Source organism: Pectobacterium sp. CHL-2024, assembly GCF_044751765.1.
Lineage (GTDB): Bacteria > Pseudomonadota > Gammaproteobacteria > Enterobacterales > Enterobacteriaceae > Pectobacterium > Pectobacterium brasiliense.
In genome coordinates, this window is the sequence record NZ_JBIXKO010000013.1 from 39,554 (window position 1) to 63,078 (window position 23,525).

A 23,525-nucleotide genomic window follows, 5' to 3' on the forward strand; every position below is an offset into this window, starting at 1 on the left:
GCGCCAGGTTACCGTTGACCGCTCTGCGCGCGTAGTCGTGAATGTAGTAGTGAATAGTGACGCCAGTACGTTATGCATACTGAATTTTGCATACTGACGCCACAAGTTTGAAACAGTCAACGGCACTGATTAAGCGCCATTTCCGCTACGGATTTGGCGCTTATTTTGTTTTTAGCGCATGAAATCGTAATGCCAGCAACATCACCGATAGGCTGATCAATACGGCAACGCTTGCCATCGCCATCCCATCTCCGACGGAACCTTGCTCAAACTGACGCCAAACGAAAATGGACACCGTTTGCACACCCGCAGGCGAAAGCAGGAGTGACGTCACCAGCTCGCGCGACGCGACGGCAAAAACCAGCATCATCGCTGCCAGCAGACTAGGGAAGACCAGCGGGAACACAATCAGCCGTAATGCTGCCATGGCGCTAGCGCCGTGAACACGCGCTGCTGACTCCAGATTACTGCCGATTTGCGCCAATGCAGCACTGCTATAGCGGACGGGGTAGGGCAGCAGCAGGCAACTGTATGACAGCAGCAAAATCACCCAGGTGTTATAGGGCGTGATCGGCCAGAAGCTTTGGTTCCAGGCGAGTATCAACCCTACTCCGACAACAATGCCCGGTAGCGCGGCGGGTAGCATCGATAGCCCATCCAACACAGCGGCTCCCCGAATACGCTTGGCGACCACAAACCACGATGCCAGAAAACCGACCGCCCCCGTCAGCAACGCGCTGCCGACCGCTAGCCCCAGACTGGTCGTCAAGGCGGGTAGCGCGTCGTTTTCGTAATCGGCCAACATGGTGAAGTGCTGCCACGTTAAATTTTGCCAGGAAATCGCGCTAGAGATGGTGGCAGAAAACGCGGTAATCAGCATGGACGCCAGTGGAATCCCGACGGCCAGCAGACCTACGGTGCTAAACAGCACTAATACCGGCCAGCGCCATACGCCTAAGGGACGAGTAACAATGGCAGCGGGTTTACCTGTGGTGGTTTCCACATTCTTACCGGCGACTATCGCCCGCTGTAGGGTAAATGCGCAGAGCGCAATGGCGACCAACAGCAAAGACAGCACTGCTGAACCGGAGAGATCGATCGGCCAGTCCGCCAGACGTTGCTCGATATTTGTCGTCAGGACCTGAATACCGGCGCGCGATCCCAGTGCAGCGGGTATGCCGTATTCTTCGATCGCCAGCGTGAAGGCAAGCAGCAGGCTGGCCGCGGTTGCCGGTAGTGATAATGGCAGTGTGACTCGCAAGAAGGCCTGCCAGCCGCTGGCACCGTGAACGCGAGCGACATCCGCCAGACGGTTTCCGCTCGCGGCCATACTGCGTGAAACGGCGAAATAGACGACTGGGAAAATATTCAGCGTCATGACACCAATCATGCCGGGCAGTGAAAACAGAACCTCACCGAGTTGAATGGGCAATAGCTGTTCCGCATAGCCTCGTGGCTGTAGCGCCAGCATCCACGACAGCCCGGCAATATAAGGCGGGATCAGGAATGGAATGAGAAACAGTAAATCCCAAAACCTTGCCAGCGGGAGCGCAAAGAGCCCGCGTAACGCACCGAGTGGAATAGCAATGACCGCACAGCACAGAGCAACACCCAGCCCAAGCAGCAGCGTATTTTTCAACAGGGCGAATAGCCGCGCCTGTGCAAAGACGTCCGCGAATGCCGAGAACGGGTTCGAAAAAGATCCCGCACCCAAATTTGGGAAGATCGCCTGTAGCGCAACGAACAATACGGGAATGCCAACCAGAGTAAAAAGTACCGCCACCGTAAACAGTGGCAGTAAAGCAAACTTGTTCATCTGATACTCCAGCCTTGCTGACGGTCGTCAGCAAGGCATTATCTCGTGTTCTGTAATTCGAACTATCCAGGGGGATGGCTGAACAGGCTTAGCGCTGACCAAATAAGGTAGCAAAGCGATCGAGAACGGCAGCACGGGACGCTGATGCGCTATCGCCTTCCGGCAGCAACGTCAGGCTCTTAAACAGAGGGCGTTTGGCATCAATATCCTGACGCGCTGGCATCAACCAGGCTTCAGCCACTGCTTTTTGGCCTTCAGGCGACAACATGTAGTTGATGAAGTCTTTTGCCTGCTGTTGGTTTTTGCTGCTTTTCAGGATCATCATCGGGCGGGGGGCAATGACAGTACCGCTGGAAGGGAAAATGACTTTAATGGATTCGCCAGACTCCATGCTGCCGTAAGAAACGTAGTCCACAGCCCCGAAGACGGCGGCTTTCGCCCCTTGCAGTACAGGCGTTAATGCCTGGGCGTTCGGGCCGGCGATGATCATGCCGTTAGCTTTTAGGCGATCGAACATGTCCCAGGCTTTATTTTTTTCCGCATTTTGCAAACCAATCAGCAGATCGAGTGAGGCACCGGACAGCGCGGGATCTGGCGTGGTGACTTTATCTTTAAATTCAGGCTTGGTGAGGTCGTTCCAGTCTTTGGGCTCTGGCGTGCCGCTCTTGCTATTCCACACAATGCCCAGTGCGGAAATGCCCTGTGCCACGTAGAAAGGGGTTTTGAACTGTGCAGGCACGGTGGCCGCATTCGGGCTATCAAATTCCAACAGCCAGCCACGCTGCTGCAAATCTGTCGCCGTATCCCAGGAGGCGGAAATCAGGACATCGGCACGTGGGTTGGCCTGCTCGGCTTCCAGTCTGGCCATGACTTTACCGGTTGTTGCCTGAAAAACATCGACCTTCACACCGGTCTGCTTTTCATAACCTGCTGCCAGTTTCTTTGCCAGTGCTCCCGGTCCGGCGGTGTACAGCGTCAGAGCCTGTGCGCTGCCTGCTACCGCTGCTAATGAGAGAGCTATACCCATAATGATGCCTCGTTGATTCATGGTAAACAGTGTGTTTTTCATTGCATTTTCCCCAAAGTTAAAGAGTGGTGATATCAGTAATGTGGCCTTGCGACATGTGAACAATACGGTGCGCCAGTATGTTGGCTTCGCCTCTGTCGTGGGTGACGTACACGGCGGTGGTACCAAGATGGCGTAAGAGCGATGCCATCTCCTGACAAAGCGATTCACGTAGATCCCGGTCGAGATTGGATAGCGGTTCATCGAAGAGCAGGATGTTCGGCTCCGCGATGATGGCGCGCGCCAGTGCGACTCGCTGTTGCTGGCCGCCGGATAAATCGGCCGGTTTGCGATCGGCAAAATCAGCCAGACCGACGCGCGCTAGCGTGACTTCAACGCGTTGGCGGCAGAGATCGCTCGGAACCTTCCTCATCAGCAGCGGGAATCCGACATTTTGTGCAACGGTCATATGTGGCCAAAGCGCATAATCCTGAAAGACCATGCCTAGATTGCGCTGCTCTGGCGGCAGGGATAGCTGATGACCGGCAACCTGACGATCGCCAAAATGAATGGTGCCCGCATCCGGCTGTAACAGACCGGCCAGCAGTTTTAGCAGCGTGCTTTTGCCGCAGCCGGAAGGCCCCAGCAGGGCCAGAATGGTACCTTTTGGCACATCGAGGCTGATGGAATCGAGCACCGTTTTGCCTGCGAAAGCGTGCGACAATTTGTCGATTGCAATCGCGGCGGGCGTGGCGAATTCAGCAGTGGTCATCATCACCTCCGTGCAACAACGGGAGGCGATATCCATTTTGATATCGGTGGATCGGACGGGGGCTTTCGGGCTGCCTGGTTAAAGGGCATAGGAAAGCATCCCGCCAGTAAAGCAGGGGAAAAAACATGGGGTATCCTCTTTGGGACTCTATATCGGAATGGGGATTGTAGTGGGGGAATAAGGCTATTTGATGACAGACGAAACGATACCCGCGGTGCACGTTTGGGATATCACTACCGCTCGCAGAGAAAACCGGCTTATTTGATCGACATAATCCATCAATCTCATGATTTATTACTTTATTCTTCGCTGCGACTGCACAGTATCGTGGTGAAATCCGCTATGCTGGTCAGAGGGTTTGCAGAATGCCATCAAGGTAAACCCTATTGACCAGCGTAAGGATAAATCATGACGCTCGAACTCATCCCTGTTGGTATCAGCGCCTGTTTACTCGGTAATCCTGTGCGATTTGATGGCGGGCACAAGCGTTTGACGTTTGCCGCTGAACAACTGGCACCCTATTTTCGTTTTGAACCGGTCTGCCCGGAAATGGCGATTGGTTTACCGGTGCCACGTCCGGCGCTCAGGCTGGTGCGCAAAGGGGCAAGCGATATCACGCTGCGCGCCAGCAATGGTTCTCCGCTGGATGTCACCCAGCAGATGACGGCATTTTCCGCTGACAAAGTCAGCCAGCTTCAGCACTTATGCGGTTATATCGTTTGTGCCAAATCGCCGAGCTGCGGTATGGAGCGCGTGAAGGTTTACGATGAAGCGCAAAAAGATGCGCGTAAAAGCGGAGTCGGCCTGTTTACGCAGGAGCTGATGCGGCAAATGCCCTGGCTACCGGTTGAGGAAGATGGACGCCTGCAGGATCCCGGCTTGCGGGAAAATTTCATTGAGCGCGTTTATGCGTTACACGAACTGAACCAGCTATGGCAAAACGGACTGAGCCGTGGTGCGCTGATTGCCTTTCATAGCCGCTATAAACTCCTGCTGTTGGCACATTCGCAGCCGGAATACCGCGAGTTAGGGCCGTTTGTTGCGGGAATCGATAAGTGGGAATCGCTGGAAGACTACATCGTTGAATACCGGAAGCGGTTGATGAAGCTACTGTCGACGCCCGCGACGCGGCGCAATCACACCAATGTGTTGATGCACGTGCAGGGCTACTTCCGACGCCAGCTTAATTCTCAACAGCGACAGGAGCTGGCGCAGCTCATCGATCGCTATCGACAGGGTTTGCAGCCGCTGCTGGCACCTATCACGTTGTTAAAACATTACATGGCGGAATACCCCGATGCGTATCTGGCTCAGCAGCGTTACTTTGAGCCGTACCCCGAGGCATTACGCCTGCGTTACGGACACTAGTTTGACCGCCCGAGGAATTTCATGAGCACCCATGTAGTCTGGCTACGCAACGACCTGCGCGTTACCGATAATCTGGCGCTGTACGCGGCCTGTCAGGATCCGAACGCCACCGTGCTGGCGGTCTTTATCGCCACGCCGGCGCAGTGGGAAAAGCACGATATGGCACCGCGTCAGGCGGCCTTTCTGCTGGAGAATCTGACGCTGGTGCAGCAGGCGCTGGCCGAGAAAGGCATCCCGCTGCATTACCACGAATCTGCTGATTTTTCGGCATCGGTTGACTGGCTGGTACAGTTTTGTGCGCAGCAGCAGGCCACCGATCTTTTCTACAATTACCAGTATGAAATCAACGAACGGCTGCGTGACAAGCAGGTGAAAGATCGGCTGGCCGATAGCGTAGTTTGTCACGGTTATCATGACAGCCTGTTGTTACCACCGGGTAGCGTGCTGACGGGTAATGGCGAGATGTACAAAGTGTTTACGCCCTTTCGTCAGGCCTTTATCAAACGTCTGCTGGAGTCGGATACGACGTGTGTACCGGCACCGGACGCGCGCAGTGAGCCGATCAATAACACAGTGGAACTGGTACCGTTCAGCTATCCGCAGCGTGGGGTGGATAGCGATGATTTCCCCAGCGGCGAACGTGCGGCGTTGCAGCAACTGCGCCGTTTTTGCCGCGAGCAGGTGCAGGATTATGACCAGCAGCGGGATTTTCCTGCGTTGCCCGGCACCAGCAAACTTTCTCCGTATCTGGCGCTTGGGATCGTATCGCCGCGCCAGTGCTTTAACCGTCTGCGTGCCGAATGCCCGGATATGCTGGAACGGCGTGAGGGTGGGGCATTTACCTGGTTTAACGAGCTGGTCTGGCGTGAATTTTACCGCCACCTGATTGTGTCTTGGCCGCAGCTATGTAAACACCGACCGTTCACCGCATGGACGCAGTGGGTGAAATGGCGAGAATCGCCGGAGGATTTAGCCGCCTGGCAGCAGGGAAAAACGGGCTACCCGATTGTGGATGCAGCGATGCGTCAACTGAATGAAACGGGATGGATGCACAATCGCCTGCGTATGATTTGCGCCAGTTTTCTCGTCAAAGATTTACTGATCGATTGGCGGGAAGGCGAACGCTACTTTATGTCGCAACTGCTGGATGGCGATCTGGCGGCGAATAACGGTGGCTGGCAGTGGGCGGCGTCGACAGGCACCGATGCGGCACCTTATTTTCGTATTTTTAACCCGACAACGCAGGGCGAGCGCTTCGACCCTGAAGGTCGGTTTATTCGTCACTGGCTGCCCGAGCTGGCCGCCGTGCCGGATAAAGATATTCATCAGCCCCATCGCTGGGCTGACAAACACCACCATCAGCTGAACTATCCGCTGCCCATCGTCGACCATAAAACCGCGCGTCAGAATACGCTGGCGGCGTTTGAGGCGGCCAAAAATATCGGTATGGCGGATAACGATCGAGAAGAGAAAAGTAAGTATGCGTAATGTGGAATTGGAAAGAATCATTAACGAGAAACTGAGTACGGCGACGTTTCAGGACTACGCACCGAACGGTTTACAGGTTGAAGGGCGTGTGGACGTAAAACGTATTGTGACGGGCGTAACGGCCTCACAGGCGCTGCTGGATGCGGCGGTAGAAAAGCAGGCCGATGCGATTCTGGTTCATCACGGCTATTTCTGGAAAAACGAACCGCAGATTGTCTGTGGTATGAAGCGTAACCGACTGAAAACGCTGTTGCTCAATGATATCAACCTGTACGGCTACCATCTGCCGCTGGATGCACACCCGGAACTGGGGAATAACGCCCAACTGGCGGCGCTGCTGGAGATTCAGGTGCAGGGCGCAATCGAGCCGCTGGTGCCGTATGGCGAACTGGCGCAGCCCATGACGGCAGACGCTTTTTGCCGCCGTGTAGAAAAACGGCTGGGGCGTAGCGTGCTGCATTGTGGGGATAATGCACCGCAACAGATACAGCGCGTGGCCTGGTGTACTGGCGGCGGTCAGGGTTTTATTGAACAAGCGGCCCGCTTTGGGGTCGATGCGTTTATTACCGGTGAAGTGTCTGAGCAAACGATTCATATCGCGCGCGAAATGGGGCTGCACTTCTTTGCTGCCGGACACCATGCCACCGAACGCGGCGGCATCAAAGCGTTGGGCGAATGGCTGGCGGCACAGCATGGTTTTGATGTGACATTTATTGATATTCCTAACCCGGCGTGATGGGTTGAAAGTCTTGGGATCGCACAGGACTGATGTCACATTTTCGATATTGGCATCGTTGTTGCTTCGCTGTTGAGAAGAAAACTTATCAGTAAGCAACGCTAATCATTTAGCCATGTTCACCATGACGGATAAAACGCGATTCAGGAGGAAAGATTGCAACGAGCACGGTGTTATCTTCTGGGCGAGAGGGCTGTCGTTCTGGAACTGGAACCGCCAATGTCGCTGGAGAGCCAGCAGCGGATATGGGGGCTTGCCGAGCGCCTGAATCATCATGAAGAGGTGCTGGAAGCGATTCCGGGCATGAACAATCTGACGGTGCTGTTGGCGCATCCGCAGCAGGTGGCGCTGGATGCGATTGAACGTTTGCAGCGTTGGTGGGAAGAGAGTGAATCGCTGGTGTTTGACCCACGCGATATCGATATTCCTGTTGTGTATGGCGGAGAAGCGGGGCCAGATCTGGCAGACGTTGCCGCTCACAGTGGCCTGACAGTGAGTCAGGTTGTGGAAGCACACGCAGCCGCACAGTACGTGGTCTACTTTTTGGGCTTCCAGCCGGGCTTTGCCTACCTCGGTGGATTAAACGAGAAGCTGCATATGCCGCGTCGTGCCGAACCGCGCCTGCGCGTGCCGGCGGGGGCGGTCGGGATTGGTGGCGCGCAGACGGGGATTTATCCTCTGGCGACGCCGGGTGGCTGGCAGCTGATTGGCCGCACGTCGTTGAAGCTGTTTAATCCACAAACGATGCCGCCAACGCTGCTGCGTCCTGGCGATAACGTTCGGTTTCTGCCACAGAAGGAGGGCGTATGCTGAAGGTTATCCATGCCGGCTTGCATACTTCGGTGCAGGACGGCGGTCGCGTCGGCTTTCGCCGTTTGGGTATCAGCCAGTCAGGCGCGCTCGATCTGCCTGCACTGACAATGGCCAACCTGCTGGTGGGCAACGCGGAGAATGCCGCCGCGCTGGAAATTACGCTGGGCAAGTTTACCGCAACATTCACCACCGCCTGCTGGGTGGCGCTGACCGGTGCGGACTGCCATGCCGACTTGGATGGTAAGCCGCTCTGGACAGGCTGGCGTTTCGCCGTGAAGCCAGGACAAACGTTGAAAATGCGCATGCCGCGTAACGGAATGCGCAGCTATCTGGCCTTGTCCGGCGGGGTGGACGTGCCGGAAGCGCTCGGGTCGTGCAGTACCGATTTGAAAGCCGGTTTTGGGGGCTTTGACGGACGCTTGCTGAGGGATGGCGATGAACTTCCGCTGGGAACGCCAACTCGTGAACTGACGCGAGAAGTCGGTATCAAGCAACTGCTGTTCGGCAATCGCGTGCGGGCCTTGCCGGGGCCGGAATATCAGGAATTCAGTGAAGAGATGCAGGAGCTGTTCTGGCGAACGTCTTGGCAACTGAGCCCGCAAAGTAACCGCATGGGCTACCGTTTGCTGGGTGCTGAACTACAGCGCGCCGCATTGCCGGGTAGCAAACCGCGCGAGCTGCCGTCTCATGGGCTGCTGCCGGGCGTGGTGCAGGTTCCGCACAATGGTCGCCCTATCGTACTGCTGGCGGATGCCCAGACAACCGGCGGTTACCCGCGTATCGCGACGGTGATCGAAGCCGATTTATTCCATTTGGCGCAAATCCGGCTCGGTGAACCGATACATTTTATTCACTGTACGCAGGCACAGGCGCAAAAAGCGGCCGAAGAACAGCGACGTTACCTCGAACAGCTGGCGTGGAGGCTGCATGATTATTGATCTGAATGCCGATCTGGGCGAAGGCAGTGAGAACGACGAAGCGCTGCTCAAGCTGGTGACGTCTGCCAATATCGCCTGTGGGTTTCATGCCGGTGATGCACAAACCATGCGTCAGTCAGTGCGTTGGGGAATCGGCTATGGTGTCGCACTGGGTGCACACCCGAGTTTTCCCGATCGTGAAAATTTTGGCCGCAAGGCGATGAATGTGCCTGCGGAAATTGTCTTTGCACAGGTGGTGTATCAGCTTGGCGCACTCAGCGCGATTGTCGCCGCTGAAGGCGGTACGCTGTCGCACGTTAAGCCTCACGGCATGCTTTACAATCAGGCGGCATGCGAACCGGCACTGGCCGATGCGATAGCCAAGGCGGTGAAAGTGGTGAATCCGGCGTTACGCTTAGTCGGGCTGGCGGGAAGCGAGTTAATTCGTGCCGGACAACGGCTGGGGCTGGAGACGCGCCAGGAAGTGTTCGCCGACCGCTGCTATCTGCCTGACGGATCGCTGGTGCCGCGCACTCAGGCGGGGGCATTGATTAACAGCGATGAACTGGCGCTGGCGCAAACGCTGGAGATGATTCAACGTCAGCGGGTCAGAGCGATTGACGGTTCCTGGGTGAACGTGCAGGCGGATACCGTGTGTATTCACGGCGATGGACAACACGCGCTGTTGTTTGCCCGCAAGCTGCGTAACTGTTTTAGCCAGCATCAGATCGCTGTTGCTGCGGCATAATCATTACTTTTTATATGACGGGGAAACCGATGAAAACCGTTTTGATCACGGCGTTTGAGCCTTTTGAGGGCGAAGCGATTAATCCCTCCTGGGAAGCGGTAAAAGTCCTTCATCAGCGGGAAGTTGGCGGTGCGCGCGTAGTGGCCTGTCGTTTATCTTGCGTCTTCGATCTGTCGCTGGAACAACTTTACCGCGCGATAGCCGAATGGCAGCCGGAAGTGGTGATCGCGGTGGGGCAGGCAGGTGGCCGTGCTGATATTTCTGTCGAACGCGTGGCGATTAATATTAATGATGCCCGCATTGCTGATAACCGAGGTAACCAGCCGATTGATACGCCAGTGGTGGAAAAGGGACCAGCAGCCTATTTCTCGACGCTGCCGGTGAAAGCGCTGGTGCAGGCATTGCGTGCAGCGGGCATTCCCGCCTCGGTATCGCAAACCGCAGGGACGTTTGTCTGCAACCATGTGATGTACGGGCTTTTACACCAGTTACATCAACAGGGCGATGTGGTGCGTGGCGGATTCGTTCACATTCCCTATTCGCCTGAACAGGCCGCACGCCACCCCGGTGAACCGAGCATGCCTACACCGTTAGTCACGGCGGCGCTGGAAGTGATGATCAAGCAGTCGCTGGTGCAGCAGGTTGATGTAGCGGTGACTGGCGGTGCTTTGCACTAGTGTGGTTAATCGCACAATACGTCTGATTTTCAGGGAGTAAGGTATGCCGGAAGGACCGGAAATTCGCCGGGCGGCCGATAAACTGGTTGAGGCCGTTGTGGGAAAAACGCTGACGCGTGTCTGGTTTGCGTTTCCAGAACTGAAGCCATACGAGGCAGAATTGGTTGGGCAGCAGGTCAGGCAGATCGACACGCGCGGAAAGGCGCTGCTGACCTATTTTAGCAACGATCGGGTGTTGTATAGCCACAACCAACTGTATGGCGTGTGGCGAGTCGTGAATGCCGGTGAGTCGCCGGAAACGAAACGGGATTTGCGCGTTCGGCTGGAAACGCAAGATCGCGCCATTCTGCTTTACAGTGCGTCCGATATTGAAATGCTGACGCCGGAGACGCTCTCGACGCATCCTTTCCTGCAACGTATTGGCCCTGATGTTTTGGATCTCTCACTGACGCCGGAACAGGTGTGTGAGCGTCTGTTATTACCGCGTTTTCGCCGTCGCCAGTTCAGTGGGCTGCTGCTGGATCAGGCTTTTCTCGCCGGACTGGGGAATTATCTGCGCGTCGAGATTCTCTGGCAGGCACAGCTAGCACCGCAACACACGGCAGCGCAGTTGAATGAGGAACAGTTGCAGAGGTTAAGTCGAGCACTGCTGGAGATTCCCCGTTTGTCCTACAACACGCGCGGCACCGTTGATGAGAATCGACATCACGGGGCGATTTTTTCGTTCAAGGTTTTCCATCGAGAAGGGGAACGCTGCGAGCGCTGCGGCGGGATCATCGAAAGAACGATGCTGTCATCACGCCCGTTCTATTGGTGTCCGCACTGCCAGAAGTAATAATGTGAGTTATTTATGCGCAAGATGAATACGTTAATTCCAGAAATGATTGTCTCTGACTTACAAAAGAGTCTGGCGTTTTATTGCCATGTTTTGGGATTTCAGATTGAGTACGACAGGCCTGAAGATAAGTTCGCATTCCTTTCATTTCATGGGAGCCAACTGATGCTGGAACAGGATTACTTAACCGAATCGCCCTGGCGTGTGGAACCGTTAGAACCACCGTTTGGCCGCGGTATGAATTTATCGATTGAGTGCCCGGATGTTCAGGTGCTGGCGGCGGCGATTGAACATGCAGGCTATACGCTACGCAGGCCGGTGGATACGTGTTGGTATCGCGATCATGAGGTGTATCACGGGGAAAGTAATTTTCTGGTACAGGATCCGGATGGTTATTTATTGCGATTCACGCAAAGTCTAGGTTGTAAGTCATCCCTTTAGTGCAATTGTAAAAAAGGCCGGAAAATCCGGCCTTTTTTATGCGTACGGAATGGATTAATCGTGTTTCAGATTGGATTTGAAATCACGTTTGTCGTAGCCGGTGTACAGCTGACGTGGACGGGCGATTTTGATGCCGTCGTCGTGCATTTCGTTCCAGTGTGCAATCCAGCCCACGGTACGCGCCATCGCGAAGATAACGGTGAACATGGAAGACGGAATCCCCATCGCTTTCAGGATGATACCGGAGTAGAAGTCCACGTTCGGGTACAGTTTCTTCTCGATGAAGTACGGGTCGTTCAGCGCGATATTTTCCAGCTCCATCGCCACTTCCAGCAGGTCGTCTTTTCTGCCCAGCTCTTTCAGCACTTCATGGCAGGTTTCACGCATGACGGTAGCGCGCGGATCGTGGTTTTTGTACACACGGTGACCGAAGCCCATCAGGCGGAAGGAATCGTTCTTGTCTTTTGCACGCTCGATAAACGCAGGGATGTGCTCCACGCTGCTGATTTCTTCCAGCATACGCAAGCAAGCTTCGTTCGCGCCGCCGTGCGCCGGTCCCCACAGCGAGGCGATCCCCGCGGCGATACAGGCAAACGGGTTCGCACCAGACGAGCCAGCGGTACGCACGGTAGACGTCGAGGCGTTTTGCTCGTGATCGGCATGCAGGATCAGGATACGGTCCATCGCACGTTCTAACACCGGATTCACAACATATTCTTCGCAAGGCGTAGAGAACATCATGTGCAGGAAGTTACCCGCGTAGGACAGGTTGTTTTTCGGATAAACAAACGGCTGGCCCAGTGAGTATTTGTAGCACATTGCTGCAACGGTCGGCATTTTGGACAGCAGGCGGTAGGCCGCGATTTCGCGGTGGCGCTCAATGTTAATGTCCAGTGAATCGTGATAGAACGCCGCCAGTGCACCCGTGACGCCGCACAATACGGCCATTGGATGTGAATCACGACGGAAACCGTGGAACAGACGAGTAATCTGCTCATGGATCATGGTGTGACGCGTTACGGTGGTCTTGAAGGTTTCATACTGTTCTACCGTCGGGACTTCACCGAACAGCAGGATGTAACAAACTTCAAGATAATTCGATTTTTCAGCCAGTTGGGCAATCGGGAAGCCACGGTGTAGCAAGATGCCTTCGTCACCGTCGATATAGGTAATCTTGGATTCGCAAGATGCGGTAGAGGTAAAACCGGGGTCAAATGTGAAGTAACCTTTAGAACCGAGGGGACGAATATCAATCTCATCATACCCCAATGTACCTGATAGGACATTTAGCTCAATTGGATCTTTACCCTCTAGAGTAAGTGTTGCTTTTTTATCAGCCATTTACAGTCTCCTTAGCGCTTTAATTTTAAATATTCTCACTGAAGAAATACCGTCATGCCTGTACACCGGGCGAAGAAATGTCCGGTGAAACTCTGTCGTGACACAGTCGTCAAATAGGATACAGAGTAAGGCGGATAGCCGCATTCAGGATGAAAAATTCGTTCTCCAGGTAATTAACAATGCTCTGAATAGATTGTAGTCATTACCTATGACTTTTACGTGGACTCTCCCCACTGTTACATAAGTTACGCCAGTGTGGAAGTGTCGCCGTTGTGCTTTAACACATCATAAGGAATTCAATCCCCTAGTTGTAATTGAAATGTTGAACTTTTGTCAAATCAGATAATTAATTTTATATAAATTGTGAAATTCGTGATCTAAATCACTGTTCGGGGCAAATGTCACCAAACAGTTTGTATGGGAATTGTAATGGGAATGTGAAGGACCTATACTGCCGCCAGGTCTCCGGAATCACCCTGCAGTAGGAGCACCCAGTATGAAAGGATCATGCGCTGTTTAGACACCGGAATGTCGATGTTTGAGCGCGTATCGTAAACCCACTTTTCAGGGCTGTAACTTTCATACTGTCTGACCTCACATCAGGCCCGGAGGAAGAAACAATAATAAAAGCTGTGTGGGCAAATCCGTGAAAAAACAAAGACCTGTCAATCTGGAATTGCAGACGATCCAGTTTCCCGTTACTGCGATAGCATCTATTCTTCACCGCGTCTCCGGCGTTATCACCTTTGTCGCTGTCGGTATTTTACTGTGGCTGTTAGGCACTTCTCTTTCTTCAGAGGAAGGGTTCCTGCGCGCTGCGGAAATTATGGATAGCTTCATCGTCAAGTTTATCGTTTGGGGCATCCTCGTCGCGTTGGCTTATCACATTGTTGGTGGTATACGTCACCTGTTGATGGATTTTGGCTATATAGAAGAAGACTTTGCCGCAGGTAAGCGTTCTGCAAATATCTCCTTTATTATTACTGTCGTGCTTTCAATTCTGGCTGGAGTCCTCGTATGGTAAGCAATGCTTCTGCGTTAGGACGCAATGGCGTACACGATTGGTTACTGATTCGCGCTTCCGCCATCGTCATTGTTCTGTATGTAATTTATATTATTGGTTTTATTGCTACGGCTGGCGACATCACGTATGAAATCTGGCGTGGTTTCTTCGCAATGGCTCTCACCAAAGTATTCACACTGCTAACGTTATTTTCCATTCTGGTTCATGCCTGGATAGGGATGTGGCAAGTGCTGACCGACTACATTAAACCGCTGGCCTTACGCCTGACTTTACAGTTGGCGATTGTCGTAGCGCTGTTGGTGTACGTCATTTATGGAACTATTGTGGTGTGGGGTGCGTGATGAATTTGCCAGTCAGAGAATTTGATGCAGTTGTTGTGGGTGCGGGTGGCGCAGGTATGCGCGCCGCGCTGCAAATTTCCCAAATGGGCCTTTCGTGTGCCCTGTTATCGAAAGTGTTCCCAACCCGTTCCCATACTGTGTCCGCGCAGGGCGGTATTACCGTTGCGCTGGGTAACACCCATGAGGACAACTGGGAATGGCACATGTACGACACCGTAAAAGGGTCGGATTACATTGGCGATCAGGACGCTATTGAATATATGTGTAAAACCGGTCCGGAAGCAATTCTGGAACTGGAACACATGGGATTACCATTCTCCCGTTTGGATGATGGCAGCATTTATCAGCGTCCGTTCGGTGGTCAATCCAAGAATTTTGGCGGCGAGCAGGCCGCACGTACTGCGGCTGCCGCTGACCGTACCGGTCATGCCTTGCTGCATACGCTGTATCAGCAGAACCTGAAAAATCACACCACTATTTTCTCCGAATGGTATGCCCTCGATCTGGTGAAGAATCAGGATGGCGCGGTGGTCGGCTGTACGGCGATCTGTATCGAAACCGGTGAAGTTGTCTATTTCAAAGCGAAAGCGACCGTGCTGGCGACCGGCGGCGCAGGCCGTATTTACCAGTCCACCACCAACGCGCACATTAATACAGGTGATGGCGTGGGCATGGCACTGCGTGCGGGCGTTCCGTTGCAGGACATGGAAATGTGGCAGTTCCACCCGACCGGTATTGCGGGTGCGGGTGTGCTGGTGACAGAAGGCTGCCGTGGTGAAGGCGGTTACCTGCTGAACAAGCACGGTGAACGTTTCATGGAACGTTATGCGCCAAACGCGAAAGATCTGGCTGGCCGTGACGTTGTTGCCCGTTCCATTATGATCGAAATTCGTGAAGGCCGCGGCTGTGAAGGCCCGTGGGGACCACATGCCAAGCTGAAACTGGACCATCTGGGTAAAGATGTTCTGGAATCCCGTCTGCCGGGCATTCTGGAGCTGTCCCGCACATTTGCTCACGTTGACCCGGTGAAAGAACCGATTCCAGTTATCCCAACCTGCCACTACATGATGGGCGGTATTCCGACCAAAGTGAGCGGTCAGGCATTGACGGTGAATGAGAAAGGCGAAGATGTGGTGATTCCAGGGCTGTTTGCCGTGGGTGAAATCGCTTGCGTCTCGGTTCATGGTGCTAACCGTCTGGGTGGTAACTCGCTGCTCGATCTGGTGGTATTCGGTCGCTCAGCGGGTATCCACCTGCAAGAGTCGTTGAACGAGCAGGGCGAAAGCCGTGATGCTAGCAACTCCGATATTGAAGCCTCTCTCGACCGTCTGAACCGTTGGAACAATACCCGTTCAGGGGAAGATCCGGTTGAAATCCGCAAGGCGCTGCAATCCTGTATGCAGAACAACTTCTCGGTCTTCCGCGAAGGCGATGCGATGGCGAAAGGGTTGGAAGAGCTGAAAGTGATTCGTGAACGCCTGAAAAATGCGCGTTTGGATGACACGTCAAGCGAGTTCAACACCCAGCGTATCGAGTGTCTGGAGCTGGATAACCTGATGGAAACCGCGTATGCGACGGCGGTGTCGGCTAACTTCCGTACCGAAAGCCGTGGCGCACACAGTCGCTTCGACTACCCAGAGCGCGACGATGAAAATTGGCTGTGCCATTCGTTATATCTGCCGCAAACCGACAGCATGACGCGCCGTGAGGTGAACATGCAGCCTAAACTGCGTCCGGCGTTCCCGCCGAAAGTACGTACTTATTAATTGCGGAGATCAAACGATGAAACTCGAATTTTCTATTTATCGTTATAACCCGGATGTTGACGACGCTCCGCGGATGCAGGATTACCAGTTGGAGGCGGAAGAAGGCCGCGACATGATGCTGCTGGATGCGCTGATGCTGCTGAAAGAGCAGGATCCAACGCTGTCATTCCGTCGTTCTTGCCGTGAAGGCGTCTGTGGTTCCGATGGCGTCAACATGAACGGCAAAAATGGGCTGGCCTGTATCACGCCAGTTTCTGCGTTACGTCGCGGAAACAGCAAAATTGTTATCCGTCCTTTACCTGGATTACCGGTTGTTCGTGATTTGGTAGTGGACATGGGACAGTTCTATGCTCAATATGAGAAAATAAAGCCTTACCTGTTGAATAATGGGAAAAATCCGCCGGCGCGTGAGCATCTGCAATCGCCTGAACAACGTGCCAAGCTGGATGGGTTGTATGAATGCATCATGTGCGCCTGCTGTTCAACGTCTTGCCCGTCGTTCTGGTGGAACCCGGACAAGTTTGTCGGACCAGCGGGGCTGCTGGCAGCGTATCGTTTCCTGATTGACAGCCGCGATACGGAAACCCAGCCACGATTGGACGACCTGGACGATGCGTTCAGTGTCTTCCGCTGCCACGGCATCATGAACTGCGTCAACGTGTGTCCGAAAGGGCTGAACCCGACCAAGGCTATTGGTCATATTAAATCGATGCTGTTGCACCGTAGCGCGTAACGAGTAGTCAGAACGTAACGTGTTATTGCATAAAGATTAAGTAGTAAAACATGTATCTCCCTCTGAAGTTGCTATTCTTCAGAGGGAGCGCAGGAAACCTTTAAAAACCGGCTTACGCGCCCGAACCGGTTTTTAAAGGTTCCTTAGGGGGGATGGATACCCTAAGCGCGTACCGAAGTACGACAAGTGAACCGTTTGTACGGCGAACGATATACGGACACTAATTACATGTTAACCACGGCGAAAACTGAAGCTTATTAGCTTAAGGGATCATGATGCAGAACGGCGCGATGAAGGCCTGGCTGGATTCCTCCTATTTGGCGGGTGCGAATCAGTCCTACATAGAGCAACTCTATGAAGATTTTTTAACCGATCCTGACTCGATCGAACATAGCTGGCGCTCGATCTTCCAGCAATTGCCTACGAGTGGGGTCAAACCGGATCAACTCCATTCCAAAACGCGTGAATATTTCCGCCGTCTGGCGAAAGACTCATCGCGCTTTACCTCGTCAGTCACCGATCCCGATATTGATGCTAAGCAGGTCAAGGTCTTGCAGCTGATCAATGCGTTCCGCTTCCGTGGACATCAGCAAGCTAACCTGGACCCGATCTTCCTGCGTCCGCAGGAACCCGTTGCAGAATTGGATCTGGCTTACCACAACCTGACGCAGGATGACCTGCAGGAATCCTTCAACGTGGGCTCTTTTGCCATTGGCAAAGACACCATGAAGCTGGAAGACCTGTATGACGCGCTGAAACGCACCTATTGCGGTTCTATCGGTGCGGAATATATGCATATGACCAGTACGGAAGAGAAACGTTGGATCCAGCAGCGTATCGAATCGGTAATGGGGCAACCGTCATTCTCTCTGGAAGAGAAGCGCCGTTTCCTGAAAGAGTTAACCGCAGCCGAAGGGCTGGAGCGTTATCTGGGTGCCAAATATCCTGGTGCCAAGCGTTTCTCGCTGGAAGGCGGTGATGCATTGGTTCCGATGCTGAAAGAGCTGATTCGCCATGCGGGTGCAAACGATACTCGCGAAGTCGTATTGGGGATGGCACACCGTGGCCGCCTCAACGTGCTGATCAACGTATTGGGCAAAAAATCTCAGGATCTGTTCGACGAGTTCGCTGGCAAGCATAAAGAACACCTCGGTACCGGTGACGTGAAATATCACCAGGGCTTCTCGTCTGAATTCGAGACGGCTGGTGGTCTGGTGCATTTGGCGCTGGCGTTCAACCCATCGCACCTCGAAATCGTCAGCCCGGTAGTAACAGGCTCGGTACGTGCGCGTCTCGATCGTCTGAATAGCCAGAGCGGTCCGCGTGTTTTACCTATCACCATTCACGGTGATGCCGCAATTAGCGGTCAGGGCGTGGTGCAGGAACTGCTGAACATGTCGACGGTGCGTGGCTACGAAGTTGGCGGCACGCTGCGTATTGTAATCAACAACCGTATCGGTTTTACCACCTCTAACCCGCTGGACATTCGCTCAACCGAATACTGTACCGATATCGGCAAGATGGTGCAGGCGCCGATTTTCCACGTTAATGCAGACGACCCGGAAGCGGTGGCGTTTGTTACGCGTCTGGCGCTGGATTTCCGTAATGAATTTAAGCGTGATGTGTTCATCGATCTGATTTGTTATCGCCGTCATGGTCATAACGAAGCTGACGAGCCAAGTGCAACGCAGCCGATGATGTACCAGAAGATCAAGAAACACCCGACGCCGCGTAAGGTATACGCCGATCGTCTGGAGCAGGAAAAATCCATTACGCTGGAAGATGCCACCGAAATGGTCAACCTGTACCGCGATGCGCTGGATGCGGGTGAATGTGTGGTGGAAGAGTGGCGTCAGATGGATATGCAGTCCTTTACCTGGACGCCGTATCTGAACCATGAGTGGGATGAGCCTTATCCGCATGCAACGGAAATGAAACGCTTGCAGGAATTGGCGAAGCGTATCAGCGAAGTGCCGGAAGGGATTGAAATCCATCCTCGCGTTGCCAAGGTTTATGCTGACCGTGCCGAAATGGCGGCGGGCAATAAACCGTTTGATTGGGGCGGGGCAGAAACGCTGGCTTACGCTACGCTGGTCGATGAAGGCATTCCGATTCGTCTGTCTGGTGAGGACAGCGGTCGCGGTACGTTCTTCCATCGTCATGCTGTCGTGCATAACCAGAAAAATGGTTCCAGCTACACGCCGTTGAACCACGTGCATAACGGACAGGGCGAGTTTAACGTCTGGGACTCCGTATTGTCTGAAGAGGCGATTCTGGCGTTTGAATACGGCTATGCGACAGCAGAACCGCGCACCCTGACTATCTGGGAAGCGCAGTTTGGTGACTTCGCCAACGGTGCGCAGGTCGTTATCGACCAGTTCATCAGCTCCGGTGAGCAGAAGTGGGGCCGTATGTGTGGTCTGGTTATGCTGCTGCCGCACGGTTACGAAGGTCAGGGCCCTGAGCACTCGTCTGCCAGACTGGAACGTTATCTGCAGTTGTGCGCTGAGCAAAATATGCAGGTCTGCATTCCGTCAACGCCAGCGCAGGTTTATCACATGCTTCGCCGTCAGGCGCTGCGCGGTATGCGCCGTCCGCTGGTGGTCATGTCACCGAAATCTCTGCTGCGCCATCCGCTGGCGATTTCTTCACTGGATGAACTGGCAAATGGTTCCTTCCAGCCTGCGATTGGTGAAGTAGAAGAATTAGATCCGGCAGCCGTGAAGCGTGTCGTGCTTTGTTCCGGTAAGGTCTACTATGATTTGGTAGAACAGCGCCGCAAGAACGAGCAAAAGAATGTCGCGATCGTCCGTATCGAACAGCTTTATCCGTTCCCGCATCAGGCCGTTCAAGCTGCGCTGGAATCGTTTGCCCATGTTCACGATTTCGTGTGGTGTCAGGAAGAGCCGCTGAATCAGGGAGCCTGGTATTGCAGTCAGCACCATTTCCGTGAAGTGATTCCGTTTGGGGCTTCTTTACGTTACGCAGGACGCCCGGCGTCTGCATCACCCGCCGTTGGCTATATGTCCGTACACCAGAAACAACAGCAAGATCTGGTCGATGACGCGCTGAACGTTGATTAAATAAAAGGATAGATAATGAGTAGCGTAGATATTCATGTACCCGACCTGCCTGAATCCGTCGCTGACGCCACCGTTGCTACCTGGCATAAAAAGCCAGGCGATAGCGTCGAGCGCGATGAAGTACTGGTTGAAATTGAAACTGACAAAGTTGTACTGGAAGTTCCTGCCTCTGAAGCTGGCATTCTGGATGCCGTGCTGGAAGAGGAAGGCGCGACAGTAACGTCTCGCCAACTGCTGGGCCGCATTCGTCGTGGCGACAGCTCTGGTAAAGAAACCAGCGAGAAATCACAAAGCAAAGAATCAACACCGGCACAGCGTCATACGGCTGGGCTGGAAGAAGAGAACAGTGACGCGCTCAGCCCGGCGATCCGCCGTCTGATTGCAGAGCACGATCTCGATGCTTCTGCTATCAAAGGCAGCGGCGTAGGCGGTCGAATTACCCGTGAAGACGTGGATAAGCATTTGGCTGCTCAGAAGAAAGAGTCTGGTAAAGCGCCTAAGTCTGAAGCCCCGGCGGCTTCTCCGGCACCAGCTCTGGGCGCGCGTAGCGAAAAACGCGTACCGATGACGCGCCTGCGTAAGCGTGTTGCAGAGCGTCTGCTGGAAGCGAAAAACAGCACGGCAATGTTGACGACGTTCAACGAAATCAACATGCAGCCAATCATGGATCTGCGCAAGCAGTACGGCGACGCATTCGAGAAGCGTCATGGTGTACGTCTGGGCTTCATGTCCTTCTACATCAAAGCCGTGGTCGAAGCGCTGAAGCGTTATCCAGAAGTAAATGCGTCTATTGATGGCGAAGATGTGGTTTACCACAACTACTTCGATGTCAGCATCGCGGTGTCTACCCCGCGTGGTCTGGTTACGCCAGTCCTGCGTGATGTGGATGCGCTGGGCATGGCCGACATCGAGAAGCGCATCAAAGAGCTGGCCGTGAAAGGCCGTGACGGCAAACTGACGGTTGAAGAACTGCTAGGCGGTAATTTCACCATTACCAACGGCGGCGTCTTTGGCTCTCTGATGTCTACCCCAATCATCAACCCACCGCAGAGTGCGATTCTGGGTATGCACGCCATTAAAGATCGTCCGATGGCGGTTGATGGTCAGGTCGTTATTCTGCCGATGATGTATCTGGCGCTGTCTTACGATCACCGTTTGGTCGACGGCCGTGAATCCGTTGGCTTCCTGGTGACAGTGAAAGAGATGCTGGAAGATCCAGCGCGTCTGCTGTTAGACGTTTAGTCCGACAGATAGGCTCTCGGGCGGATAATCCTGACGGTTTCCGCCCGAAACGATATACCAGATTATGTGCTATGCAGGCCGTTTCTTTTCAACGGCGTTATCCAAATATATCAGAGAGTTAATGGCGCTTTTCTCTACCGAAAGATTCGGTGATGACAAACCGTCTGCCGACTTATCTCCAAACCTAAATGGATAGAACATCATGAATTTACACGAGTATCAGGCAAAACAACTCTTTGCTCGATATGGTTTACCGGCACCGACCGGCTATGCCTGTACCACTCCGCGTGAAGCGGAAGAAGCCGCGTCTAAAATTGGTGCGGGTCCGTGGGTCGTAAAATGTCAGGTTCACGCAGGCGGTCGCGGTAAAGCGGGCGGCGTTAAAGTCGTCAGCAATAAAGAAGATATCCGCGCCTTTGCTGAAAATTGGCTGGGTAAAAAACTCGTTACTTATCAAACTGACGCACAGGGTCAGCCGGTTCATCAGATCCTGGTTGAAGCTGCAACGGATATCGACAAAGAGCTTTATCTGGGCGCAGTTGTTGACCGTGGCACGCGTCGCGTGGTGTTCATGGCGTCCACCGAAGGTGGCGTAGAAATTGAAAAAGTGGCAGAAGAAACGCCGGAGCTGATTCATAAAGCGGCGATCGATCCACTGGTAGGCCCACAGCCTTATCAAGGCCGTGAGTTGGCTTTCAAACTGGGCTTAAGCGGTAAGCAAGTTGCTCAGTTCACCAAAATCTTCATGGGTCTGGCGACGCTGTTCCTGGAACGCGATCTGGCGCTGGTAGAAATCAACCCGCTGGTTATCACCAAGCAGGGCGATCTGATCTGTCTGGATGGCAAACTGGGCGCGGACGGCAATGCCCTGTTCCGTCAGCCTGAACTGCGTGAAATGCGCGACCCAAGTCAGGAAGATTCTCGTGAAGCGCATGCGGCACAGTGGGAACTGAACTATGTTGCGCTGGACGGCAACATTGGCTGTATGGTCAACGGTGCCGGTCTGGCGATGGGCACGATGGACATCGTGAAACTGCACGGTGGTGCTCCTGCGAACTTCCTTGATGTTGGTGGCGGTGCGACGAAAGAACGTGTTACTGAAGCGTTCAAAATTATCCTGTCTGACGACAAGGTAAAAGCTGTCTTTGTTAACATCTTTGGTGGCATCGTACGTTGCGATTTGATCGCTGACGGCATCATCGGCGCCGTAGCCGAAGTGGGTGTTAACGTACCGGTTGTGGTACGTCTTGAAGGAAACAATGCGGAGCTGGGTGCCAAGAAACTGGCGGATAGCGGCCTGAATATTATTGCCGCGACCAGCCTGACGGGTGCTGCTCAGCAGGTTGTTGCAGCTGTGGAGGGTAAATAATGTCCATTCTGATTAATAAAAATACCAAAGTTATCTGTCAGGGTTTTACCGGTAGTCAGGGGACATTCCACTCTGAGCAAGCACTTGCTTACGGTACGCAAATGGTTGGCGGTGTGACGCCGGGTAAAGGCGGCACGGAACATCTGGGTCTGCCCGTATTTAATACGGTACGTGAAGCGGTAGAAGCGACGGGCGCAACGGCATCCGTTATCTACGTTCCCGCTCCGTTCTGTAAAGACTCTATTCTGGAAGCGATTGACGCAGGTATTGAGCTGATCATCTGTATCACCGAAGGTATCCCGACGCTGGATATGCTGACGGTGAAAGTGAAACTTGATCAGAGCGGCGTGCGGATGATCGGTCCGAACTGCCCAGGTGTGATCACGCCGGGCGAATGTAAGATCGGTATCATGCCGGGCCATATTCACCTGCCGGGTAAAGTGGGTATCGTTTCTCGTTCCGGTACGTTGACGTATGAAGCGGTGAAGCAAACGACCGATGCGGGTCTGGGTCAGTCAAGCTGTGTGGGTATCGGCGGCGACCCGATCCCAGGTTCTAACTTCATCGATATTCTGAAGCTGTTTGAGCAGGATCCGCAGACTGAAGCCATCGTGATGATCGGTGAAATCGGCGGTACGGCGGAAGAAGAAGCGGCTGCCTACATTAAAGAGCACGTGACGAAGCCGGTTGTCGGCTACATCGCGGGTGTGACTGCACCGAAAGGTAAGCGCATGGGCCACGCTGGCGCCATCATCGCCGGTGGTAAAGGCACCGCTGACGATAAATTCGCGGCGTTAGAAGCGGCGGGTGTTAAAACCGTTCGCAGCTTGGCAGATATCGGCGATGCTGTAAAAGCGATATTAGCGCGTTAATCGATTATTCGATTAAATATACCAGCCACCTTCGGGTGGCTTTTTTTTATTCAAATTTAATCCTCGACGTTAATAGGTGTAATTGAATTACGCATGACTTTTTCGGGGTTTTATTGGATAATTCGCGCGCTTGAAAA

General features: G+C 53.7%; 21 protein-coding genes. 17 read left to right on the forward strand and 4 right to left on the reverse strand.

Going from position 1 to position 23,525, the window contains the following annotated elements:
- Positions 1–160: 160 nt before the first annotated feature.
- The 3 genes from ACIPUG_RS16830 to ACIPUG_RS16840 form a co-directional block, all read right to left on the reverse strand.
- On the reverse strand, positions 161–1,816 hold the full coding sequence (locus ACIPUG_RS16830; RefSeq protein WP_400339356.1) for an ABC transporter permease: 1,656 nt from the start codon (positions 1,814–1,816) through the stop codon (positions 161–163).
- Between the two features lie 88 nt (positions 1,817–1,904).
- Positions 1,905–2,885: an ABC transporter substrate-binding protein gene (locus ACIPUG_RS16835; RefSeq protein WP_040043550.1), complete on the reverse strand. Its 981-nt coding sequence runs from the start codon at positions 2,883–2,885 to the stop codon at positions 1,905–1,907.
- Positions 2,886–2,901: 16 nt separating this feature from the next.
- On the reverse strand, positions 2,902–3,594 hold the full coding sequence (locus ACIPUG_RS16840) for an ABC transporter ATP-binding protein (RefSeq protein WP_400339360.1): 693 nt from the start codon (positions 3,592–3,594) through the stop codon (positions 2,902–2,904).
- Between the two features lie 408 nt (positions 3,595–4,002).
- On the opposite strand from ACIPUG_RS16840, the gene ACIPUG_RS16845 reads away from it, so the two are divergent.
- From ACIPUG_RS16845 to ACIPUG_RS16885, 9 genes are all read left to right on the forward strand, one after another.
- Positions 4,003–4,962 carry a 2-thiouracil desulfurase family protein gene (locus tag ACIPUG_RS16845; RefSeq protein ID WP_039498827.1) on the forward strand — a complete coding sequence of 320 codons (960 nt, stop codon included), beginning with the start codon at positions 4,003–4,005 and terminating at the stop codon, positions 4,960–4,962.
- A 21-nt stretch (positions 4,963–4,983) separates the two neighbouring features.
- Positions 4,984–6,450, forward strand: a complete 1,467-nt coding sequence (gene phrB / locus ACIPUG_RS16850; protein WP_400339362.1) for a deoxyribodipyrimidine photo-lyase — start codon at positions 4,984–4,986, stop codon at positions 6,448–6,450.
- Positions 6,443–7,186 carry a type 2 GTP cyclohydrolase I gene (locus ACIPUG_RS16855; protein ID WP_349842617.1) on the forward strand — a complete coding sequence of 248 codons (744 nt, stop codon included), beginning with the start codon at positions 6,443–6,445 and terminating at the stop codon, positions 7,184–7,186. Before phrB ends, ACIPUG_RS16855 begins: the two co-directional genes overlap by 8 nt.
- Positions 7,187–7,342: 156 nt before the next feature.
- Positions 7,343–7,999 carry a 5-oxoprolinase subunit PxpB gene (pxpB, locus tag ACIPUG_RS16860; protein WP_180775089.1) on the forward strand — a complete coding sequence of 219 codons (657 nt, stop codon included), beginning with the start codon at positions 7,343–7,345 and terminating at the stop codon, positions 7,997–7,999.
- Positions 7,993–8,937 (forward strand): 5-oxoprolinase subunit PxpC, encoded by a 945-nt coding sequence (gene pxpC / locus ACIPUG_RS16865; protein WP_039275605.1) that lies wholly within the window; start codon positions 7,993–7,995, stop codon positions 8,935–8,937. The genes pxpB and pxpC overlap by 7 nt, the downstream gene beginning before the upstream one ends.
- Positions 8,927–9,664, forward strand: a complete 738-nt coding sequence (gene pxpA / locus ACIPUG_RS16870) for a 5-oxoprolinase subunit PxpA (protein ID WP_010299171.1) — start codon at positions 8,927–8,929, stop codon at positions 9,662–9,664. Before pxpC ends, pxpA begins: the two co-directional genes overlap by 11 nt.
- Before the next feature lie 29 nt (positions 9,665–9,693).
- Positions 9,694–10,341 carry a pyroglutamyl-peptidase I gene (gene pcp / locus ACIPUG_RS16875; protein WP_010284991.1) on the forward strand — a complete coding sequence of 216 codons (648 nt, stop codon included), beginning with the start codon at positions 9,694–9,696 and terminating at the stop codon, positions 10,339–10,341.
- Between the two features lie 43 nt (positions 10,342–10,384).
- A complete protein-coding gene (gene nei, locus ACIPUG_RS16880) occupies positions 10,385–11,176 on the forward strand; it encodes an endonuclease VIII (RefSeq protein ID WP_039511135.1) in 792 nt (263 codons plus the stop codon).
- 15 nt (positions 11,177–11,191) lie between these two features.
- Positions 11,192–11,617, forward strand: coding sequence for a bleomycin resistance protein (locus ACIPUG_RS16885; protein ID WP_400339366.1), 426 nt, complete (start codon positions 11,192–11,194; stop codon positions 11,615–11,617).
- 54 nt (positions 11,618–11,671) lie between these two features.
- Here ACIPUG_RS16885 and ACIPUG_RS16890 read toward each other — a convergent pair whose 3' ends face one another.
- Positions 11,672–12,958, reverse strand: coding sequence for a citrate synthase (locus tag ACIPUG_RS16890; RefSeq protein ID WP_039287843.1), 1,287 nt, complete (start codon positions 12,956–12,958; stop codon positions 11,672–11,674).
- A gap of 634 nt (positions 12,959–13,592) precedes the next feature.
- On the opposite strand from ACIPUG_RS16890, the gene sdhC reads away from it, so the two are divergent.
- From sdhC to sucD, 8 genes are all read left to right on the forward strand, one after another.
- Positions 13,593–13,982 carry a succinate dehydrogenase cytochrome b556 subunit gene (sdhC, locus tag ACIPUG_RS16895; protein ID WP_010284996.1) on the forward strand — a complete coding sequence of 130 codons (390 nt, stop codon included), beginning with the start codon at positions 13,593–13,595 and terminating at the stop codon, positions 13,980–13,982.
- A complete protein-coding gene (gene sdhD, locus ACIPUG_RS16900; protein ID WP_010284997.1) occupies positions 13,976–14,323 on the forward strand; it encodes a succinate dehydrogenase membrane anchor subunit in 348 nt (115 codons plus the stop codon). The genes sdhC and sdhD overlap by 7 nt, the downstream gene beginning before the upstream one ends.
- Positions 14,323–16,089 carry a succinate dehydrogenase flavoprotein subunit gene (gene sdhA, locus ACIPUG_RS16905; protein ID WP_014914670.1) on the forward strand — a complete coding sequence of 589 codons (1,767 nt, stop codon included), beginning with the start codon at positions 14,323–14,325 and terminating at the stop codon, positions 16,087–16,089. Before sdhD ends, sdhA begins: the two co-directional genes overlap by 1 nt.
- Before the next feature lie 16 nt (positions 16,090–16,105).
- Complete coding sequence (locus ACIPUG_RS16910) at positions 16,106–16,822, forward strand: succinate dehydrogenase iron-sulfur subunit (protein WP_010285000.1); 717 nt, start codon at positions 16,106–16,108, stop codon at positions 16,820–16,822.
- A gap of 275 nt (positions 16,823–17,097) precedes the next feature.
- On the forward strand, positions 17,098–19,905 hold the full coding sequence (gene sucA, locus ACIPUG_RS16915; protein ID WP_014914671.1) for a 2-oxoglutarate dehydrogenase E1 component: 2,808 nt from the start codon (positions 17,098–17,100) through the stop codon (positions 19,903–19,905).
- Between the two features lie 15 nt (positions 19,906–19,920).
- The gene (odhB, locus tag ACIPUG_RS16920; RefSeq protein WP_014914672.1) at positions 19,921–21,147 is read left to right on the forward strand and encodes a 2-oxoglutarate dehydrogenase complex dihydrolipoyllysine-residue succinyltransferase; all 1,227 of its coding nucleotides are present in this window, start codon (positions 19,921–19,923) and stop codon (positions 21,145–21,147) included.
- Positions 21,148–21,349: 202 nt separating this feature from the next.
- A complete protein-coding gene (gene sucC / locus ACIPUG_RS16925) occupies positions 21,350–22,516 on the forward strand; it encodes an ADP-forming succinate--CoA ligase subunit beta (RefSeq protein WP_010285004.1) in 1,167 nt (388 codons plus the stop codon).
- A complete protein-coding gene (gene sucD / locus ACIPUG_RS16930) occupies positions 22,516–23,388 on the forward strand; it encodes a succinate--CoA ligase subunit alpha (protein ID WP_014914674.1) in 873 nt (290 codons plus the stop codon). Before sucC ends, sucD begins: the two co-directional genes overlap by 1 nt.
- Positions 23,389–23,525: the final 137 nt, after the last annotated feature.

What these genes read in the sequence shown, in the direction of transcription:
- ACIPUG_RS16845 (WP_039498827.1), top strand. Translation starts at nt 4,003, where the DNA reads ATGACGCTCGAACTCATCCCTGTTGGTATCAGCGCCTGTTTACTCGGT.
- pxpC (WP_039275605.1), top strand. Translation starts at nt 7,993, where the DNA reads ATGCTGAAGGTTATCCATGCCGGCTTGCATACTTCGGTGCAGGACGGC.
- ACIPUG_RS16830 (WP_400339356.1), bottom strand. Translation starts at nt 1,816, where the DNA reads ATGAACAAGTTTGCTTTACTGCCACTGTTTACGGTGGCGGTACTTTTT.
- ACIPUG_RS16835 (WP_040043550.1), bottom strand. Translation starts at nt 2,885, where the DNA reads ATGAAAAACACACTGTTTACCATGAATCAACGAGGCATCATTATGGGT.
- pcp (WP_010284991.1), top strand. Translation starts at nt 9,694, where the DNA reads ATGAAAACCGTTTTGATCACGGCGTTTGAGCCTTTTGAGGGCGAAGCG.
- phrB (WP_400339362.1), top strand. Translation starts at nt 4,984, where the DNA reads ATGAGCACCCATGTAGTCTGGCTACGCAACGACCTGCGCGTTACCGAT.
- sdhA (WP_014914670.1), top strand. Translation starts at nt 14,323, where the DNA reads ATGAATTTGCCAGTCAGAGAATTTGATGCAGTTGTTGTGGGTGCGGGT.
- pxpA (WP_010299171.1), top strand. Translation starts at nt 8,927, where the DNA reads ATGATTATTGATCTGAATGCCGATCTGGGCGAAGGCAGTGAGAACGAC.
- ACIPUG_RS16885 (WP_400339366.1), top strand. Translation starts at nt 11,192, where the DNA reads ATGCGCAAGATGAATACGTTAATTCCAGAAATGATTGTCTCTGACTTA.
- ACIPUG_RS16890 (WP_039287843.1), bottom strand. Translation starts at nt 12,958, where the DNA reads ATGGCTGATAAAAAAGCAACACTTACTCTAGAGGGTAAAGATCCAATT.
- sucA (WP_014914671.1), top strand. Translation starts at nt 17,098, where the DNA reads ATGCAGAACGGCGCGATGAAGGCCTGGCTGGATTCCTCCTATTTGGCG.
- ACIPUG_RS16855 (WP_349842617.1), top strand. Translation starts at nt 6,443, where the DNA reads ATGCGTAATGTGGAATTGGAAAGAATCATTAACGAGAAACTGAGTACG.
- nei (WP_039511135.1), top strand. Translation starts at nt 10,385, where the DNA reads ATGCCGGAAGGACCGGAAATTCGCCGGGCGGCCGATAAACTGGTTGAG.
- sdhD (WP_010284997.1), top strand. Translation starts at nt 13,976, where the DNA reads ATGGTAAGCAATGCTTCTGCGTTAGGACGCAATGGCGTACACGATTGG.
- odhB (WP_014914672.1), top strand. Translation starts at nt 19,921, where the DNA reads ATGAGTAGCGTAGATATTCATGTACCCGACCTGCCTGAATCCGTCGCT.
- ACIPUG_RS16910 (WP_010285000.1), top strand. Translation starts at nt 16,106, where the DNA reads ATGAAACTCGAATTTTCTATTTATCGTTATAACCCGGATGTTGACGAC.
- sucD (WP_014914674.1), top strand. Translation starts at nt 22,516, where the DNA reads ATGTCCATTCTGATTAATAAAAATACCAAAGTTATCTGTCAGGGTTTT.
- ACIPUG_RS16840 (WP_400339360.1), bottom strand. Translation starts at nt 3,594, where the DNA reads ATGACCACTGCTGAATTCGCCACGCCCGCCGCGATTGCAATCGACAAA.
- sucC (WP_010285004.1), top strand. Translation starts at nt 21,350, where the DNA reads ATGAATTTACACGAGTATCAGGCAAAACAACTCTTTGCTCGATATGGT.